The following is an 18,795-nucleotide window of genomic DNA, read 5'->3' as shown; positions in this document are numbered from 1 at the left end:
CCGGTGTCGATTGACGTGACTTAGCGTACGTTGGCGGATTTGTCCCAGGACACTGCTTTTTGCAGGCTGAGCATGAGGCGGTCGAGGGCAAAACCAATCAGACCAATGGTGATAACAGCAACCATAATACGGCCGAGGGAGTCGGATGATCCGTTCTGGAACTCATCCCAGACGAACTTGCCGAGGCCTGGGTTCTGGGCCAGCATTTCAGCTGCGATCAATACCATCCAGGCAATCCCCAGTGACAGGCGCAAGCCGGTGAACATCATCGGAATGGCCGATGGCAGTACAATCTTGGTGACATGGGTAATAAAGTTCAGACGCAGTACCTGGCTGACGTTTTGCAAATCCGGTGAGATAGAGGCAACACCGACGGAAGTATTCAGCAGGGTAGGCCACAGGGAACACAACATCACCGTGATCATGGAGTTGATAAACGACTTGGGTACGGTCGGATCATCAGAGACATACACAGCGCTGACAACCATGGTCACCAGTGGTAACCAGGCCAATGGCGATACCGGTTTGAATATCTGGATGATCGGGTTGAACGCGGCATTCAGCGTTGAGCTAAGACCGGTCAGAATGCCCAGTGGAATGGCGATAATCGATGCCAGAATAAAACCGGTCAGGACGGTGATCAGGCTGGTTAGAATCTGATCGAAATAGGTGGCTTTACCTGTGTAATCACGAATTTTGGGTACGTAATCCGGGTCGTTCGCCATACGGGCTGCATTGCGCTCATCCTGGCGCTCATAAAAGGCCTCGGCTTTTTCGCGCTCTGCAAAATGTTCCGCAATCAGACCTTTGCTTTGTTCGTAAACATCGGCCGGGCCGGGGAAATTACCCAGCGAGGTTTCGATATTGCTGGCCGCTCCGTGCCAGATCATCAAAAATACCAGGATACCTGCCAGCGGTACGCCAATGGCTTTGGCTATGATCTGGACATTCTGGCTTATGTTGTCGCCCTGTATGATTTTCACGATGGGCTCAAGCCACGGCAGGTTCGACAGTGCAATATTCATTTTTTATATCTCCGGGGTAGCGGGGTAGTTGCTGACTTTCGGGGAAACTTCCCCGCTATGTGTCGTGTGCCTGCCATCACTTGTGGCGTTGGCAGGCACACTGATCAGACCTATCTATGGATAGTTAGATAGTGTCGTCACCTTTCAGACCAATCTTGAATTTCTTCAAGTAGGCATTAGGTTCTTTGCCATCGTAGGTAATACCATCGATGAACTGGGTTTGTGGTGCCTTGAAGCCGTCTTCCTTGCCGAAGTCAGGGAAGTCAGCCGCTTTCAGTTTGCCTTCCTTGATCAGCTCTTTGGCAGCTGTGGCATAGATGTCAGGACGGTAGACTTTTTTGGCCACGTCCATATACCAGCTGTCTGGCTTCTCGTCGGCAATCTGACCCCAACGACGCATTTGGGTCAGGTACCAGATAGCATCGGAGTAGTACGGGTAGGTGGCGTTGTAACGGAAGAACACGTTGAAATCAGGCACGTCACGCTTGTCGCCTTTCTCGTATTCAAAGGTACCGGTCATGGAATTGGCGATAACGTCGTAATCGGCGCCGACATAGTCAGATTTGGAGAGAATTTTTACAGCTTCAGGACGGTTGGCGTTGTTGTCCGCATCCAGCCAGGCTGCTGCACGGATCAGTGCCTTGACCACGGCTTTATGGGTAATCGGGTATTTTTCAGCCCATTGCTGGCTTACACCAAAGACTTTTTCAGGGTTGTTTTTCCAGATTTCATAGTCAGTAACCACCGGTACGCCGATACCTTTAAATACGGCTTGCTGGTTCCAGGGTTCGCCCACGCAGTAACCATAGATGGTGCCAGCTTCCATGGTGGATGGCATTTGTGGTGGCGGGGTGACAGACAGCAGCGCATCGGCGTTGATCTTACCGGAGGTATCGCCCTTGGCTGGTGCATAGTAGCCAGGGTGAATGCCGCCAGCCGCCAGCCAGTAACGCAGCTCATAGTTGTGCGTGGATACCGGGAATACCATACCCATGTTGAACGGCTTGCCTTCCGCCTTGTACTTGTCAACGACCGGCTTCAGTGCATCTGCCTTGATCGGGTGCACTGGCTTGCCATCGGCACCCATAGGCACGTAAGGCTTCATTTGCTTCCAGATGTCGTTGGAAACGGTAATGGCATTACCATTCAGATCCATGCTGAAAGCGGTGATGATGTCGGCCTTGGTACCAAAACCAATGGTGGCACCGAGAGGCTGGCCTGCCAACATGTGTGCACCGTCGAGCTGGCCATCAATAACGCGATCCAACAGTACTTTCCAGTTTGCTTGCGCTTCCAGAGTGACGTACAGGCCTTCGTCTTCGAAATAGCCTTTTTCATACGCAATGGCCAGAGGAGCCATGTCAGTCAGCTTGATAAAGCCAAACTTGAGTTCTTCTTTTTCAGGATACTCTTTCGCCAGCGCTGCAGGTGCACCAATTGTTACCAGACCAGTTGCCAGAATGGCGGCGCTGGTCAGTAATTTCCGGCGCAGTTGGTTAATTCCTTGCATTATGCTTCCTCTCTCTGGAGCGGGTTTTTAAACAAAAAAAAGGCGCGACAACGATTAACGTTGTAGCGCCTTTGCTTGGATTCTGTGTTTTCAAATGAAGCCCGCCGTTGGGCTTATGTATGGACTGTTATTCAAACGCTGTGCCAAAAGCGTTTAATAAACCAGAAAAATGAACGAAACGGGCCAGAAAGCCCGAATAGCGGGCATTCTGTTGGCCTTGAATCGATATCTTTTCCCTGGGTCGTGAACGGTATGGCATCGTGATCGCACGATATGACAGCACAAATCTGGTGCAGCATGTTGCTAGCCCACCCCGGTTTGGGGCGTTTATTGACCGATGGCTCCAGGGTAGGTTGTGGCTTTACGGAGGGGCGACAGTGGGCAGACTACGAGGTTTCAGGGAAGGAAGGGTACTGGTGGGGTGTCACTGATGGGGTGTCATATGGCCCAGGCAGTGCCCGCATGCCAAACCAGTGGCATGCGGTTTGGCTTGGTCAACGACGATAGGTAAACGCAGTGGGTGACATGACAATGCCTTCGAGTTGCCATTCTTCGCTGTGATCCAACGACAGTTGGGTGCCTTCCAGCAAGGTGGGTAGCTGCAGCGCCTGGTGGTACAGATCGGTGCGGTAGCAGTGGCTCACCACTTCTTCGCAGTCCAGTGCGGAACTGACCCAGCCCCAGCGTTGCATCTGTTTCAGGAACCAGCAGCCATGTTCCTGCCATGGATAATTGGCGAGAGAGCGATGGAATATCAACATATCCGGCTGTTGTTGTTTGGTTTCACCAGTGCGGTAGATAAATTCGCCGACCAGCGCAGGCAGGGCTGCGGCAATGGGTACATGAATGGCTTCAGCCAGTAATGTGCCTGCGGCGTTGCGATTCTCATCCAGCCAGACCGTCGCCTTGTCCAGCGCACGTACCAGCGCCAGAGTGGTATTGGGATGGGCGTTGGCCCACTCCTGAGTCAAGCCGAGTACCTTGTCTGGGGCACTGCGCCATAAGTCGGGGCCAGTCAGCAGGCATTCACCGACATTTTTCTGGATAGCCACTGAGTTCCAGGGTGCACCAGCACAAAATCCGTCGATGTGGGACAGCGACAGGTGATCTACCATCTGTGACGGTGGCAGAACGACCAGCGTGACGTCCTGATCCGGGTCAACACCTGAGGCTGCCAGCCAGTCACGCAGTAACAGATTATGAATGGAGTAAGGGTAAACGGTGGCAAACACCAGCGGTTGGTCGCCGCAAGAACGCCGTGCCTTGATAACCTGTTTTAATGCCTTGCCAGCAGCGACGGCGTCACCGGCTAGAACATGCTCAGGAGAATTGGCGTCCAGTTGTTTACCTAACGATCGTGAGATGGTAAAGGCGTTGCCATTCAGGCCGAAGGCAAAGGGGGTCATCATGGCTTTTTTCAGGCCGCCAAGACCGAGATGGGTTGCCAATAGCATGGGGGCCAGCATCTGGGCACCATCGAGGTGACCGACCAGTACCTTGTCGCGAATATTGGCCCAGGATACTTCTTGTTGCAGTTCGACGTGAAGGCCCTCGGCCTCAAAATAGCCCTGGGTATCGGCAACCAGTAATGGAAGGCTGTCACTCAGTGGCATGTAGCCCAGTATCAGGTCGGATTTTTCCAGTTGGGTATCAGTATCTGTCATAGTCAGGTTAACCGTTCAGCAGGTTCATCACCGAAATGATGTTTTTAGCGACATCGACCATACGTTGGCCACGATCCATAGCCATCTTGCGCATGGCGTGATACGCCTCTTCTTCCGACATGTTCTTTTGCTTCATCAACAAAGATTTGGCTTCGTCCAGCAAGCGTCGGTCAGCCAGCTGGTTTTTGGTTTTTTCCAGTTCACCACGTAATGCCTGAAACTCCCGGAAACGGGCGACGGCGACATCCATGATCGACTTGACGCGGGCAGGATTGAGCCCGTCGACGACGTAGGCGCTGACACCCGCACGCACTGCTTTTTCAATGGTGGCGGGGTCGTCTTCATCGGAGAACATAATCACCGGTTTAGGGTTATGTTGGTTAAGCACGGTCATGTGCTCCAGCATGTCTCGGTCGGGACTTTCGATGTCGATAATGATGACGTCTGGCTGGTGTTCCATCACCTTTTTCATCAGGCCCTGAGCACTGGCCAGACAGGCAACGACTTCGCAGCCGGCATCCGACAAGGCCTGCTGCAGGATCGCGGCACGAGGCGCCTGATCGTCGACAACCATGATTCGGGGTGTTGCGTTTTTCCCCGGTCTTTTTTGTGATTCACGGTGGGACATTATGTTGAGCTGTATCTCGGCAAGTTAGGAGAGCGATGGTAGCAGTTTTTGGCGGAATAGCAGCAGCGTATGGGAGCGACTGACTGTTGTCATGGACGCAGCTGCCAATGCCGGATTTCTGCTATCTCCTTGCCGGTGCCGGGTTTTAAAACGGGATAGCAGGCAAGCTGGAGCCGGAATAAGGCATGTTCTTCCGTCTTACTTACATGCTCGCCAAGTGTTGACAGGGTTAATTGCTATATTATGGTTAATTTCCGACTATTTAACTGGGTTATTCTTCAGTCTTGGCCCGAATTTTGGGAGAATAGCCGCTCTTTGGCGTCCGCCAGTCCGTGTATACAAGAGCTTGAAATTTATGTCGCAGTCCAACCAGCAGCCGGTCACCACCGAGGTACCGCATCTGTTTTCGCATTTCCCCTATTGGGCCGAGTGTTTCGGCACCGCACCGTTTTTACCAACGTCGCGAGAGGAAATGGATCAGTTGGGCTGGGACAGCTGCGACATTATTGTCGTGTGCGGTGATGCTTACGTGGATCATCCCAGCTTCGGTATGGCCGTCATTGGGCGGTTGCTGGAAAGCCAGGGTTTTCGTGTTGGTATGATATGTCAGCCGGACTGGAACAATCCGGGCGACTTTACCCGACTGGGCAAGCCGAATTTCTACTTCGGCGTGTCGGCGGGCAATATGGACTCACTGATCAATCGTTATACCGCCGACCTCAAGGTACGCTCGGAAGATGCCTATACCCCCGGCGGTGAACCTGGCAAGCGCCCGGATCGGGCGGTGATTGTTTATTCCCAGAAAATACGTGAAGTTTACAAAGACGTCCCGATTGTTATCGGTGGTATCGAAGCCAGTTTACGCCGTATTGCCCAGTATGATTACTGGAGCGATCAGGTGCGGCGCTCGGTACTGATTGACTCCGGCGCTGACATTCTGCTTTACGGCAACGCCGAACGAGCGCTGGTGGAACTGACCCACAAGCTGGCCGAGGGCCGCGACATCAAGGATATTATCGACCTGCGCGGCACCGCAATTCTGCGTGATGCGCCACCGCAAGGCTGGACAGAAATCGACTCTACCCGTATCGACTGGCCGGGGAAAATCGACGTCATTGCCAACCCGTACGAAATGAAAGAAGCCAACAGTGAAAGCTGTGCCTCGGATCAGCAAGCCGCTGAAGCGGGTATTGAGGCTGGTGTGGACGCGGACGTCATGCCGATTAAAATTATACCCATGCCATTGCAGCGCAAGGTCGAACACGACAACAGTCGCACCTATATTCGTTTACCCTCGTTCGACAAGGTACGTAACGACAGTGCTCTTTATGCTCATGCCTCACGGGTGTTACATCAGGAATCCAACCCCTACAACGCTCACCCCTTGATGCAAAAGCACGGCAGCCAGGAAGTATGGGTCAATCCGCCCCCGATCCCGCTGGAAACCGATGAAATGGATGCTGTCTTTGCGTTGCCGTATCAGCGTATTCCTCACCCGGCGTATGGTGAAGCGCGTATTCCCGCCTACGATATGATCCGTTTCTCGGTGAACATCATGCGTGGCTGCTTTGGTGGCTGCACTTTCTGCTCTATTACCGAGCACGAAGGCCGCATTATCCAGAGTCGCTCCCAGGAAAGCATCATTCACGAGATTGAGGAAATCCGTGACAAGGTGCCAGGATTTACCGGCACCGTCTCCGATCTCGGTGGCCCAACCGCCAATATGTACATGCTCAAGTGCAAGAGCGAGACGATTCTGAAAAATTGCCGTCGCCTGTCATGCGTGCATCCGGGGATTTGTAAAAACCTCGAAACCAGCCATAAACCGACCACCGAACTGTACCGTGCCGCTCGTGCCTTGCCGGGGATCAAGCGTATTGCCATTGCCTCTGGCCTGCGTTACGACCTCGCTGTGGAAGACCCGGAATACGTCCGCGAACTGGTGACTCATCATGTCGGTGGCTTGTTAAAAATTGCTCCGGAGCACACCGAAAAAAACGTCCTCAATAAAATGATGAAACCGGGGATGGGTACCTACGACAATTTCAAACGTATGTTCGACAAGTTTTCGAAGGAAGCGGGTAAGGAGCAGTACCTGGTGCCGTACTTTATTGCTGCGCATCCGGGTACCGAAAACGAAGATATGATGAATCTGGCCCGCTGGCTCAAGAGCCAGAAAATGCGCGTTGACCAGGTACAGACCTTCTATCCGTCACCGATGTCACTGGCCACTGCCATGTACCATTCTGAGCGCAATCCGTTGCAACGGATGAGTTATAAAACGGCAAAAATGACCATTCCCCGTGATATTGAACAGCGTCGGCTGCAAAAAGCCTTCCTGCGCTACCATGACGAACGTAACTGGCCGATGTTGCGTGAAGAACTCAAGCGTATGGGTCGACACGACCTGATTGGCAAAGGCCCTAATGCCCTGATCCCGGCGGAAGATGCACCGGCAGGAGGGCGTCAGCGTCCGGGCTATCAAGCCAAAGGCCGAGGTGTGCAGGGCAAGGTGGCCAAGCAGCAGTCGGTTGCCTCAAAAGCCGAAGCAGCCAGCAAACCGCGTACTCAAGGTAGTGTGGTAAGCAAGGGCACGACAGGCAACAGTGGCGGCAAAAATACCGGCAAAGCGCAATTACCAAAACGCGTTCGAAAATTGAAGTAATCATTTTGCCTCGTTCCCAAACAGAGTGTGGGAACGAGGCAAAATGACGTGTGATGGTTGTAACCGACGTAGGGCCCGGCTCCGTCCGTGGCCTAGAGCTACATGCCTAGATCTACATGCCTGTTTGCAAAACCGCATCAATATCACTGGCGCTGTGGCGTTCTTTCAAGTACTCGTGCGGTTCGCCCCAGCTGCGATTGATAATACGGCCGCGTGTAACAGCCGGGCGTTCGTCGATGGTTTTGGCCCAGCGCATAACGTGGGTATAACTTTCTGCCTCAATAAACGCCGCTGCGTCGTACAGCCGTCCCAGTATCAGCGCGCCATACCAGGGCCAGATTGCGATATCCGCAATGCTGTATTCGTCGCCACACATAAAGGCGTGATCTGCCAGGTGTTGATCCAGTACGTCCAGCTGACGTTTGACTTCCATGGTGAAACGGTTGATCGGGTATTCGAATTTTTCAGGTGCGTAAGCATAAAAATGACCGAAGCCACCTCCCAGTATCGGTGCGCTGGCCATTTGCCAGAACAGCCAGTTAAAACACTCGGCTCGACCGGCTGCGTCTGCTGGGATAAAGGCATCAAATTTTTCTGCCAGATACATCAGGATGGAACCAGATTCAAACACTCGTTGGGGCGGGTTAACGCTGTAATCCATCAGCGCCGGAATCTTCGAATTCGGGTTCACCGTAACAAAACCGGAGCCGAACTGGTCGCCGTCAATAATCTGGATCAACCAGGCATCGTATTCTGCAGCGGTTTTACCCAGCACCAATAATTCCTCCAGCAGAATAGTGACCTTGATGCCGTTGGGAGTGCCCATCGAATAGAGTTGCAACGGGTGTTCACCCAAGGGTAATTCCTTGTCGTGGGTAGCACCGGCAATCGGGCGATTGATACTGGCAAACTTGCCGCCGTTACCCGGTTCCCAGTTCCATACACTGGGGGGCGTATAGGTGTTATTGCTCATAATCGGTCTCCATTGTCAGGGCAGAGGAAAAACGTCAGTGGTGGCGATTGATGTCCATAGTGCAGTGTACGAAGTTGGCGAGTTTTGATCGTGCTGCTTTCTGGCACGATGAGTTGCAGTGACGTTGATTCCTATGATTGCCGCGCCCTGAATCACTTCTGGCTTTGAGTTGTCGGGTAAATTGGCGTGGGATGGCTCTCGATCGTAATAGTCAGAGCCAACCTCGCAGGGGAGTCGCCGCGTGGCGTATTGCTCAGTGTTGTAATACCTGGCTGAGGAACAGTTGCAAACGGTCGGTTTCAGGGTGTTCGAAGAATTCGACTGGTGTGTTTTCCTCAACGATTTCGCCACCGTCCATAAAGATCACCCGATCGGCGACTTTTTTGGCAAAGCCCATTTCGTGGGTGACGCAGATCATGGTCATGCCTTCGTCCGCCAGTTCGACCATCACGTCGAGGACTTCCTTGACCATTTCCGGGTCGAGGGCAGAAGTGGGTTCGTCGAACAGCATGATTTGGGGTGCCATGCAGAGCGAGCGGGCAATCGCAACACGCTGCTGCTGGCCACCCGACAATTGGCCGGGATATTTCAGTGCCTGTTCCGCAATCTTGACCCGTTCCAGATAGTTCATGGCCATGGCTTCAGCCTCTGCCTTGGGCTTTTTTTGCACCCAGATTGGCCCAAGGGTGAGGTTTTCCAGAATGGTCAGATGAGGGAACAGGTTGAAATGCTGGAACACCATACCGACGTCGCGGCGGATGGCTTCGATATTTTTGATATCGTCGATCATCTCGATGCTGTTGACGACCAGTGAACCGCGCTGAAATTCTTCCAGTCGGTTAATGCAGCGAATCATGGTCGATTTACCGGAACCGGATGGGCCACAAACGACGATCCGTTCGCCTTTTTTGACCGTCAGGTTAATGTCTTTGAGGACGTGAAAGTCGCCATACCATTTATTCAGATTAGTGATGCTGATGACGTCGTCCGGCGACGGGGCTGGCCGTTGGCTTGTGCCCTGAGAGACGTTGCTGTGGTTGTGGGTACTCATCGCTTGGTTTCCGTAAGTCAGGACTGGTGGCTGGTATCGAGTTTACGTTCGATGCGGGTGGCGACCATCGACATGCTGAAACAGCATATCCAGTACACCACCGCGACAAACAGATAGGCCTCGGTTGAGAAGCCACCCAGCCAGCTGGAATTGGTGAGGGCATTCTGGGCGGTACTAAGGACTTCAAAAATACCGATAATCATCAGGAAGGTGGTGTTTTTGAACAGCATGACCGCAGTAGCCAGAATATTCGGCATGGATATCTTGATCACCTGCGGCAAGATCACCAACAGCGTGGTTTGCCAGTAACTCAGGCCAATGGCGGCAGCGGCTTCATACTGCCCAGACGGAATCGCCTGAAAACCGCCCCGATACACTTCTGCCATATATCCCGCCATAAACAGGGTCAGCACGATCCAGACACGCAGCAGCTTGTCGACATTGGTGCCTTCCGGGAAGAACAGTGGCAACATCACCGAGCCCATAAAAAACAGCGCCAGTACCGGAACACCACGGAAAAATTCGATCAAGATCACACAAATACTGCGTGCCATTGGCATCTGCGAGCGGCGTCCGAGTGCCCATAAAAAGCCCAGCGGCATGCCGAGAATAATGCTGGCAGATGCCAGAAACAGGTTTAATGAAAAGCCGCCCCAATAGGCAGTACTGACGTATTCCAGCCCGAGCAGACGACCATCCAGAAGGATAATGGCCATAAACGGGAACGCCAGCAGCAACAGGATATCGACCTTGTTACGCAGCTGGCGTGGCAGCCAATAGGGCGACGATAACACCGCTGCCAGCAGTATCAGACTGAGGTTGACTCGCCACAGGCTGGCATCCGGGTAGCTGCCATATACCAGCGGTTGTAACCAGACCTTGATAAACACCCAGCAAGCACCATCGCCGGTACAGGCTGCCTGGGTCTGACCACTGAGGTTGGCGGAGATAAACAGCCAGTCGAGCAGCGGCGGTATGGCCCAGGCCAACAGTGCCAGCAAGGTCATCGAGACCAGCGTGTTCAGAGGTGACGAAAACAGATTGGTTTTTAGCCAGGCACGTTTGCCAACGCTATCAATCGGCGCTGGCAGAGCGGGTTTGGGGTGAAAAATGCGGCCATCAGCAGGCGTTGGTATGGCTGCCGTTGGCATTGTGGTACGGGAGGGTTCGACCGGATGACTCATGGTTATTTCCTCTCTGCCAGGCTGACTTTGTGGTTGAACCAGTTCATCACGAAGGAAATGGTCATGTTGATGACGAAGAACACGGTCAGGGTCATAAAGACAATCTCAATGGCCTGGCCGGTCTGGTTCAGCGTGGTGCCGACAAATACAGTAAACAGGTCGGGATAACCGATGGCGGTCGCCAGGGTCGAGTTTTTCACCAGTGACTGATATTCGCTGTTGAGCATGGGCACAATCACCCGCATGGCTTGTGGCACGACAATCAGCTTCATGATCTGGCTGTCTTTCAGGCCGATGCTGCGGGCGGCTTCGGTCTGGCCGTGGGGAACGGCCTGTATGCCAGCCCGTACGGCTTCGGCAATAAACGCACCGGTATAGATGCTCAGCGCCAGCGCCAGCGCCATCAGTTCCGGGATGATGGTGATGCCGCCACGGAAGTTAAAGCCTTTTAATTCCGGATATTCCAGTGCGAAAGGAATGCCGGTTACCAGAGTCGCCAGCAGTGGTAAACCGATCAGCAACGCCAGTGACAGCCGCACTACGGGCAGTTGCACCCCTTGCAGCTCTTGTTTGCGTTTGGCCCAGCGATGCAGCACAAAGATACCAATAATCGCAGCAACAACAGTGCCGTAAACCAGACCGGAACCGGGTTCACCGATCAGTTTCGGCAGGTAAAGACCACGAATATTAAGGAAAAAGGCTTCCCCCAGACTGAAGCTGTTCCGTGCACTTGGCAGCGCGGCCAACACGGCGAAGTACCAGAAGAAAATTTGTAATAACAGGGGAATGTTGCGGAATATTTCGACGTACACCACCGACAGGCGCTGTACCAGCCAGTTGTTGGAAAAGTAGGCAACGCCCATGACAAAGCCGATCAGAGTGGACAGGACAATGCCAATCGCACCCACCAATAAGGTATTCAGCAGGCCGACGATAAAAGTATCGAGATAGGTATGGGTGGCGTCGTAGTCCACCAGGGTCATCAGAATATCGAACCCGGCGGTGGTACTGAGGAAGTCGAAGCCGGTCTTGATGCCGCGGGCTTCCATATTAGCCAGGGTATTACTGATAATCAGAAAAACGAGGTAGCCAATCCCGACTACCAGAAGCAGCTGGTAAAACAGGGCGCGGACATGGGGATTGTTATAAAACGCGGGAGCCGAGCCCGCAGGCTGGGTGGGGCGCGTACCGTTGGTCATAAGGCTCTCTCTGTATTCGGTAAAACACATTCACCCGCCATCAGGCGGGTGAATGTCATCAAGGCGATCAACGAATCGGGTTGGAATACATGATGCCGCCTTTATTCCACTGGGCGTTCAGACCCCGGGCGATCTTCAGAGGTGAGCCGGAACCGACATTACGTTCGAAGACCTCACTGTAGTTACCGACCTGGGAGACAATATTATTGGCCCAGTCGGCGCTGAGGCCGAGTTTCGAGCCTGCGTCACCGTCGCTGCCGAGCAGACGTTTCTGTTCCGGGGTGCCGGACTTGGCGGCAGTGGCGGCAGTGGCGCTGCTGATGCCGAGGTATTCAGCTTCGATGATCGCCGCCAGCGACCATTTGACGATATTAAACCAGGCATCGTCGCCCTGGCGTACGACCGGGCCTAGTGGCTCTTTGGAAATCACTTCCGGTAATACCATCGCGTTTCCCGGCTTTTGCAAGCCAATACGCAAGGCGTACAGCTGGGATTGATCAGACGTCAGGACGTCGCAGCGGCCGCTTTCAAAACCGGCACGGGTCTGGTCAGAGGTATCAAAGGTAATGGCGGTGTATTCCATGCCGTGGGCGCGGAAATAATCGGCCAGATTCAGCTCTGTTGTTGTACCTGCCTGGATGCACACGGTAGCGCCGTCGAGGTCGTTAACGCTGCTGACGCCGAGGTTCTTCGACACCATAAAACCCTGGCCATCGTAGTAGTTCACACCCACGAAGTTCAGGCCCAGAGAGGCATCACGAGTCAGGGTCCAGGTGGTATTGCGCGATAGCATATCGACTTCGCCAGATTGCAGAGCGGTAAAACGCTCCTTGGCGGTCAGAGGTTTGTACTGCACCTTGCTGGCATCACCCAATACGGCCGCAGCAACGGCGCGACAGACATCGACATCGATACCACTCCAGTTACCTTTTTCATCTTTTTGCGAGAAGCCAGCCAGTCCGGTGCTGACACCACAGGACACCGCACCACGTTTCTGGACATCCTCCAGCGTGCCTGCCTGCGCGGTTATGGAAAGACCGAGTACGAGGCCTGTTGCCGCCATCGTCACCTGTTTCAACATAGTGTGTGCTCCCTGTTTGAGTCGTCGAGTAATAAAAGAGTGTGCTCGCTCGGCACATTCATTCAATTTGGGTGCCAATGAACTGTCAATGAACAGCCATTGACCCGTGTATGCACTGAAATTGCTCATGGCCACACTCTATCAGCTTCGTGGCAGTGTCGGAAAAAATTCAATCATCCAGACAGGACAGGATGCCTGGATGAAGGTCGCGAGAACGGAGGGTGTCGCCTTTTAATGGTGCTCTTTTGGCGACATGTGCTCCTTTATTGGGCTAAAAGGCAGTTTGCTGTGATGAGCAATACATCGGTAGGAGGCCCCTGGGGGCCGAATAAAGATTTTAGTGATGGTTTTGGGCTATGGTCTTGCAGTGGCAGGCGGACAATCGCTCGCTGCGGCAGGCTGCGAACCTGGAAAAACGGCTAATCAGCTGATCTTGCCAGTGACCCGTACACGCTTACCGCCCACTTCAATCGGGGCTTTTGTCGCTTCGGCAGCGGCTTTGATACGGCCATCAATAATATTTTTCAGGGCAATCAAAATGCCCATGGCCATAAAGGCACCGGGCGGCAAAATTGCAAAAAGGAAATCGGGATAGTTGCTGAATAGCTCGATTTTCCAGTTGACGGCTGATGGGCCAAACAGCAACTGCATGTTCGAGAAGAGTACTCCCTGGCCCAGTATTTCGCGCATCGCACCGAGGATAACCAGCACGGTGGTGAACCCCAGAGCCATCATGAAACCGTCGACAATGGAGGGGATTACCGGGTTTTTGCAGGCAAAGGCATCGGCCCGTCCGAGAATCGCGCAGTTGGTGACGATTAACGGGATAAAAATGCCCAATACCTGATACAGCTCGTAAGTAAACGCTTGCATCACCAGTTCAGCCACGGTAGTAAACGAGGCGATAATCATCACAAACGCGGGTAACCGCACGGCGTCCGGGACGTGGTTGCGAATCAGTGATACCGCAAAGTTGGAGCCGACCAGTACCATCATGGTGGCCAGGCCAAGACCGAGAGCATTCACTACCGAACCGGTGACGGCCAGCAGCGGACAGAGGCCAAGCAGCTGCACCAGTGCCGGATTGTTGTTCCATAAGCCATCGAGGGAAATATCCCGCAGCGATTTGGTTGCCATGTCAGTTGTTCTCCACGTGGCTGGCGGGTGCTGCTAGCGGGTAGCTCAGCAGTTGGGTTTTATGTTGTTCAAAAAAACGCAGGGCGTGTTTGACCGCCGCAACGACGGCTCGCGGGGTGATCGTCGCCCCGGTGAACTGGTCAAAACTGCCGCCGTCTTTTTTCACAGCCCAGGCGTTTTCACCAGGAGATGCCAGCGACTTGCCGTTGAATTCCATCACCCATCGGGATTTTTTCAGATCGATCTTGTCACCCAGTCCGGGGGTTTCGCGGTGGCTGATGACGCGTACTCCGGCGATGCTGCCGTCGGCGTGAATCCCCACCAGCAGACCAATTTCCATGGTGTAACCGTCGGGTGCTACCACCGGCAGGATCACCGTATCGACCTGGCCATGGCGGCGCGCCAGATGGATAGTGGCATCGTCGGGGAGCGGCCCCAGTAACTGCTGGTTAAAGCGTTCATCGACAGGAATGACATCGGCTAGCAGGTCGTTGTCGTACTGGTTTGCCGGGACGATTTCGTTCAATGCCTGTGATTGGGCCAAGCGCATGTTATGGGCAATACGATCCGCAGTACCTACTTGCGCGACGGCAATGGCCCCGGCTGTGACAATGGCAAACAGACCCAGACCGATGGCGTTACGCTGAATGGAAGCAAGCAGTTCCTGCATTATTTAGCCTCCGGCTTTTTTGGGCCTCGGTTGTTGAGGCCGCGATTGGCTTTGGTATGACCATAAGTGCGTGGCTGGGTGTAGGCGTCAATAAAGGGGGCGGCGAAGTTCATCAGTAACACGGCAAAGGCCACCGCATCCGGGTAGGACCCCCAGCTGCGAATAACATAGAGCAAAATACCGATACCGGCACCATAGATCAGTTTGCCCAGCGGAGTGGTCGCAGCGGATACCGGGTCGGTGGCAATAAAAAAAGCCCCCAGCATGGTCGCGCCACTGAGCAGATGCAGCGACGTTGGGGTGTACATGTCGGCATCCCAGCCCAGGATCAGCGAGCACAGCGACAGTCCGGCGAGCATCGCTACGGGAATATGCCAGGTGATAATACGTTGCCATATAAGTACCAGCCCTCCGGCCATAAAGGCCAGGTTGACCCATTCCCAGCCACCGTTAAGCCAGCCATTAAACGTCGATTCTGTCAGCACTTCGACGGCGGTTTTGTTGCTGATCAGATGTTTGTAAGCATCCAGAGGCGTGGCCCCGGTGAAAGCGTCGGCACTGCCACCGGCACCGGTAAAAATGATCGACAGGGCATCGCCCAATCCGGCAGTGGAACCCCCCATCTGGCTGGACACTGCCCAGTTGGTGGTCATTTGTACCGGAAAGGAAATCAATACCAGCGCGTACCCAATCATGGCCGGGTTAAACGGGTTATTACCCATGCCACCGTATAGTTGTTTGGCAAATACAATCGCAAAAGCAGTGGCCACCAGCGTGATCCACCAGGGCGCCAGTGGCGGCAAGGCCAGACCGATCAGTACACCGGTCAGCAGCGCACTGTTGTCTTTCAGGAAGAACATCACCGGGCGCTGACGAATACTCAGTACCAGGGCTTCGGTCGCCATCGCAACCAGTGCGGCCAGTACCACGTTGATCAGGTTGCCAAATCCGAACAGGCCGGTCATGACGGCCAGCCCCGGTAAGGTGGCCAGGGTGACCGTCAGCATCACCTTGCGGGTGCTGTTGTGACCGTGTGCGTGAGGGGAAGAAAGGGTGATCAACGCCATTACAGGGCTCCGCTTGTGGTGGTTGCCCCGGATAGCTGTTCCAGCTCATCCAGTTGTCGGGTCAGGGCGTTTAATTTGTCGTGTTGTTTGTTGACGCCCAAAGTCAGGGCATCAACCGTATCCTGGTCTTGCTCCCTGGCCATCGTCAGTCGTTCCTGAGCCTTGTTGAGGCGGTCTTGTGTTGCCAGTATTTTTTTCCGCAGCGTTTCGATATCGGTCTGTGCATTGTTTACCGATTCTGAGGTTGCCGGTTCTGGTGTTACGGGTTTTGGTTTTATCGGGTTTGCTGCCGCTTGCCAGGCTGCTTTGGCCTCGTCGACCCGCAGCTGTTGATTGGTGATGCCGGTTTCCAGCGCAGCCACCGTATCCAGTCCCTGGGTCTTGGCTTCTTCCAGACGTTTGAGAGCGGTGTCGAGACGCGCCTGGGCTGTTTCCCATTTGCGTTGCAGTCGTTCCGGGCTGTTGGGATCACCTTTGTCGGGGCCGGTTACTGTATCGCTTGCAACACTGGCTACCGACTGTGCCTTGAGGGCTTTTTTCTCGGTCGCAATGTCTTTGGCCAGGTCTTTCATCCGGGTCTGGGTTTTGACCAGGGCACTTTCCAGGGCGTCGACCTTGGCTTGCTGATCTTCATTACCCGCCGCCAGCGCCAGCTGCGCTGCCGCCAGTTTTTCCTTGGTTTTACTGATCGCGGTTTGGCTGGCGCTCAGCTGTTTTTGCAGTTTTTCCAATGCCGGAGAACCCAGTGCAGCGGTGCTGGCGGTGGGAGCCGGTGTCGCAGTCGTTTGGGCAGCGGCAGATTCAGCAGCGGCTTTTTTGTCGGCAGCTGCCTGGGCAGCCGCTTCGGCACGCGCTTTACGCTTGGCTTCTTTTTCGGCTGCTTCGCGTTCCTGGCGAGCCAGGCGGCGCTCGAAGCGTTCGCGAGCACGTTCGGATTTTTCTTGCGCGGCACGTTCTTCGCGGATCGCACCTTTGGCATGACGATAGTACTGCACCAGCGGAATCTGACTGGGGCAAACGTAGGAACAGGCACCGCATTCAATACAATCGAACAAGTTGTGTTGCTCGGCCTTGTCGAATTCTTCCGCTTTGCTGAACCAGTACAGTTGCTGTGGCAGTAATTGCGCCGGGCAAGCAACGGTGCACATGCCACAACGAATGCAGGCCATGGCGGCTTCGTTGAGCGGCATCTCGCGGCTGCCGGGGGCCAGCAGGCAATTGCTGGTTTTGACAATAGGTAACGAATCATCCGGCAGGGTAAAGCCCATCATTGGGCCACCCATGATGATACGTTCCTGCTGTTGGGCCATGTAGCCAGACAACGCCAGCAGGTGCGACACCGGCGTACCCAGGGCCACTTCCCAGTTGCCGGGTTCTTTAATGGCGTCACCGGTGACGGTGGTAATACGGCTGATCAGCGGCTCGCCATGATAGATCGCCCGGTAAATCGCGCTGGCGGTGCCGACGTTCTGACAAACGATACCCAGGTTGGCCGGAATGCCACCGGCAGGGACTTCCGCGCCGGTCAGAATCTGGATCAGCTGCTTTTCGCCGCCGGACGGGTATTTGGTGGGGATGGCAACGACGTCGATGTGATGTTGCTCGTTAAGCGCTGTGTTGGCGGCATTCAGGGCGGCAATGGCTTCGGGTTTGTTGTCTTCAACGCCGATCAGACAGCGTCTGGCACCCAGAATATGCAGCAGCACCTGAGCACCACGAATCACTTCGTCTGCGCGCTCGCGCATCAGCATGTCATCGGCGGTGATATAGGGCTCACATTCCGCGCCGTTGAGAATCAGGGTGTTGATCGGGCTGTTGCCGTTGTCATCGTGTTTGACGGCGAGTTTCACTGAGGTCGGAAAACCTGCGCCACCCATACCGGCAATACCGCAGTCGCGAATACGGCTCACCAGTGCGGCGGGATCCAGATCGACCAGATCGGTCAGCCCCAGCTCATCAAACAGACTCTGGTGCTCGATCCACTGTTCCTGGCCGTCTGGCTCGATGATCAGACACCGAGCGGTCAAGCCAGAAGCATGAGGGACGGGGCGGTCTTCAATCGCTACCACCGTACCGGAAGTGGGTGCATGCAAGGGGACGCTGACAAAGCCCTGGGCGTTGGCGATTGTCTGGCCCTTGAGTACACGCTCACCCACGGTTACGCAAGGCACGGCCGGTGCACCAATATGCTGGCCTAATGGCAGCGTCAGCAGTGCTGCCATTGGCGCGCTACGAATCGCACGTTGGGTACTTTGCTGCTTGTTTTCGGCCGGATGAATGCCCCCATCAAAACTGTGCAGCTGAATCATATGGGTCATGCGGCTTGCCCCTTGTCGCTGTCGTCACTGAGGGCAGGAGTCAGACCAGGGTTGCGATCGGTAACAATCAGCTCGGCAGCGGGTGCTTGCCAGTACCAGGTAGTCGTGGTTGGAGTAACAGGCACCATATCAATGCAGTCGACCGGGCAGGGCTCAATACATAAATCACAGCCGGTACATTCATTGGCCACGACGGTATGCATTTGTTTGGCGGCACCAATAATGGCATCGACCGGGCAAGCCTGAATGCACTTGGTACAGCCAATGCACTCGTCTTCGCGGATAACCGCTACCGTCGGCAGGGTTTTTTCGGCACCGTGTTCGGCATCCAGTGGCTCTGGCTCAACACCGAGCAAGTCCGCCAATGATTGAATCGTGCCTTCGCCACCGGGTGGGCATTTGTTGATTTTTTCGCCATTGGCGATGGCTTCCGCGTAAGGCTTGCAACCAGGGTAGCTGCACTGGCCACACTGGGTCTGGGGTAACAGGTCGTTGATTTGATCAACGATGGGGTTGCCTTCTACCTTGAAGCGTACGGCAGCAAAGCCGAGCACGGCACCAAAGATCAGGGCCAGAATTGCCAGTACAGCAATCGCGATTACAACAGTACTCATAAATAGCTT

General features: G+C 54.4%; 15 protein-coding genes. 1 reads left to right on the top strand and 14 read right to left on the bottom strand.

Features of this window, described 5'->3' with window-relative positions; translation table 11 throughout:
• Positions 1-20 precede the first annotated feature (20 nt).
• The 4 genes from SOJ49_RS12615 to SOJ49_RS12600 all read right to left on the bottom strand — a co-directional run bounded on the left by SOJ49_RS12615 (position 21) and on the right by SOJ49_RS12600 (position 4,773).
• Positions 21-1,025 carry an ABC transporter permease gene (locus SOJ49_RS12615; RefSeq protein ID WP_369854857.1) on the bottom strand — a complete coding sequence of 335 codons (1,005 nt, stop codon included), beginning with the start codon at positions 1,023-1,025 and terminating at the stop codon, positions 21-23.
• Positions 1,026-1,149: 124 nt separating this feature from the next.
• Positions 1,150-2,535 carry a CmpA/NrtA family ABC transporter substrate-binding protein gene (locus SOJ49_RS12610; RefSeq protein WP_369854856.1) on the bottom strand — a complete coding sequence of 462 codons (1,386 nt, stop codon included), beginning with the start codon at positions 2,533-2,535 and terminating at the stop codon, positions 1,150-1,152.
• Positions 2,536-3,029: 494 nt separating this feature from the next.
• A complete protein-coding gene (locus SOJ49_RS12605) occupies positions 3,030-4,199 on the bottom strand; it encodes a CmpA/NrtA family ABC transporter substrate-binding protein (RefSeq protein WP_369854855.1) in 1,170 nt (389 codons plus the stop codon).
• Between the two features lie 7 nt (positions 4,200-4,206).
• Positions 4,207-4,773, bottom strand: coding sequence for an ANTAR domain-containing response regulator (locus tag SOJ49_RS12600; RefSeq protein WP_369854854.1), 567 nt, complete (start codon positions 4,771-4,773; stop codon positions 4,207-4,209).
• Between the two features lie 409 nt (positions 4,774-5,182).
• On the opposite strand from SOJ49_RS12600, the gene SOJ49_RS12595 reads away from it, so the two are divergent.
• The gene (locus SOJ49_RS12595) at positions 5,183-7,492 is read left to right on the top strand and encodes a YgiQ family radical SAM protein (protein WP_369854853.1); all 2,310 of its coding nucleotides are present in this window, start codon (positions 5,183-5,185) and stop codon (positions 7,490-7,492) included.
• A 112-nt stretch (positions 7,493-7,604) separates the two neighbouring features.
• Here the strand turns inward: SOJ49_RS12595 and yghU are convergent, their stop codons facing one another.
• The 10 genes from yghU to rsxB all read right to left on the bottom strand — a co-directional run bounded on the left by yghU (position 7,605) and on the right by rsxB (position 18,786).
• Complete coding sequence (gene yghU, locus SOJ49_RS12590; RefSeq protein ID WP_369854852.1) at positions 7,605-8,465, bottom strand: glutathione-dependent disulfide-bond oxidoreductase; 861 nt, start codon at positions 8,463-8,465, stop codon at positions 7,605-7,607.
• Between the two features lie 253 nt (positions 8,466-8,718).
• Positions 8,719-9,516, bottom strand: a complete 798-nt coding sequence (locus SOJ49_RS12585; RefSeq protein ID WP_369854851.1) for an amino acid ABC transporter ATP-binding protein — start codon at positions 9,514-9,516, stop codon at positions 8,719-8,721.
• 17 nt (positions 9,517-9,533) lie between these two features.
• Positions 9,534-10,700 carry an amino acid ABC transporter permease gene (locus SOJ49_RS12580; protein ID WP_369854850.1) on the bottom strand — a complete coding sequence of 389 codons (1,167 nt, stop codon included), beginning with the start codon at positions 10,698-10,700 and terminating at the stop codon, positions 9,534-9,536.
• A 2-nt stretch (positions 10,701-10,702) separates the two neighbouring features.
• Positions 10,703-11,899 carry an amino acid ABC transporter permease gene (locus SOJ49_RS12575; RefSeq protein WP_369854849.1) on the bottom strand — a complete coding sequence of 399 codons (1,197 nt, stop codon included), beginning with the start codon at positions 11,897-11,899 and terminating at the stop codon, positions 10,703-10,705.
• 67 nt (positions 11,900-11,966) lie between these two features.
• The gene (locus tag SOJ49_RS12570) at positions 11,967-12,980 is read right to left on the bottom strand and encodes an amino acid ABC transporter substrate-binding protein (protein ID WP_369854848.1); all 1,014 of its coding nucleotides are present in this window, start codon (positions 12,978-12,980) and stop codon (positions 11,967-11,969) included.
• Positions 12,981-13,403: 423 nt separating this feature from the next.
• Positions 13,404-14,117: an electron transport complex subunit E gene (locus tag SOJ49_RS12565; protein ID WP_369854847.1), complete on the bottom strand. Its 714-nt coding sequence runs from the start codon at positions 14,115-14,117 to the stop codon at positions 13,404-13,406.
• Between the two features lies 1 nt (position 14,118).
• Entirely contained in the window at positions 14,119-14,787 is a 669-nt protein-coding gene (gene rsxG, locus SOJ49_RS12560; RefSeq protein ID WP_369854846.1) for an electron transport complex subunit RsxG, read from the bottom strand.
• Positions 14,787-15,854 carry an electron transport complex subunit RsxD gene (gene rsxD / locus SOJ49_RS12555; protein WP_369854845.1) on the bottom strand — a complete coding sequence of 356 codons (1,068 nt, stop codon included), beginning with the start codon at positions 15,852-15,854 and terminating at the stop codon, positions 14,787-14,789. Before rsxD ends, rsxG begins: the two co-directional genes overlap by 1 nt.
• The gene (gene rsxC / locus SOJ49_RS12550; protein ID WP_369854844.1) at positions 15,854-18,172 is read right to left on the bottom strand and encodes an electron transport complex subunit RsxC; all 2,319 of its coding nucleotides are present in this window, start codon (positions 18,170-18,172) and stop codon (positions 15,854-15,856) included. The genes rsxD and rsxC overlap by 1 nt, the downstream gene beginning before the upstream one ends.
• Positions 18,169-18,786, bottom strand: a complete 618-nt coding sequence (rsxB, locus tag SOJ49_RS12545; RefSeq protein ID WP_369854843.1) for an electron transport complex subunit RsxB — start codon at positions 18,784-18,786, stop codon at positions 18,169-18,171. Before rsxB ends, rsxC begins: the two co-directional genes overlap by 4 nt.
• Positions 18,787-18,795: the final 9 nt, after the last annotated feature.

Source organism: Candidatus Thalassolituus haligoni, assembly GCF_041222825.1.
In the GTDB taxonomy this organism is placed as follows: Bacteria; Pseudomonadota; Gammaproteobacteria; order Pseudomonadales; family Oceanobacteraceae; genus Oceanobacter; species Oceanobacter antarcticus.
Note: the sequence above shows the minus strand (reverse complement) of the source record. Positions and strands in the feature narration are given on the sequence as shown.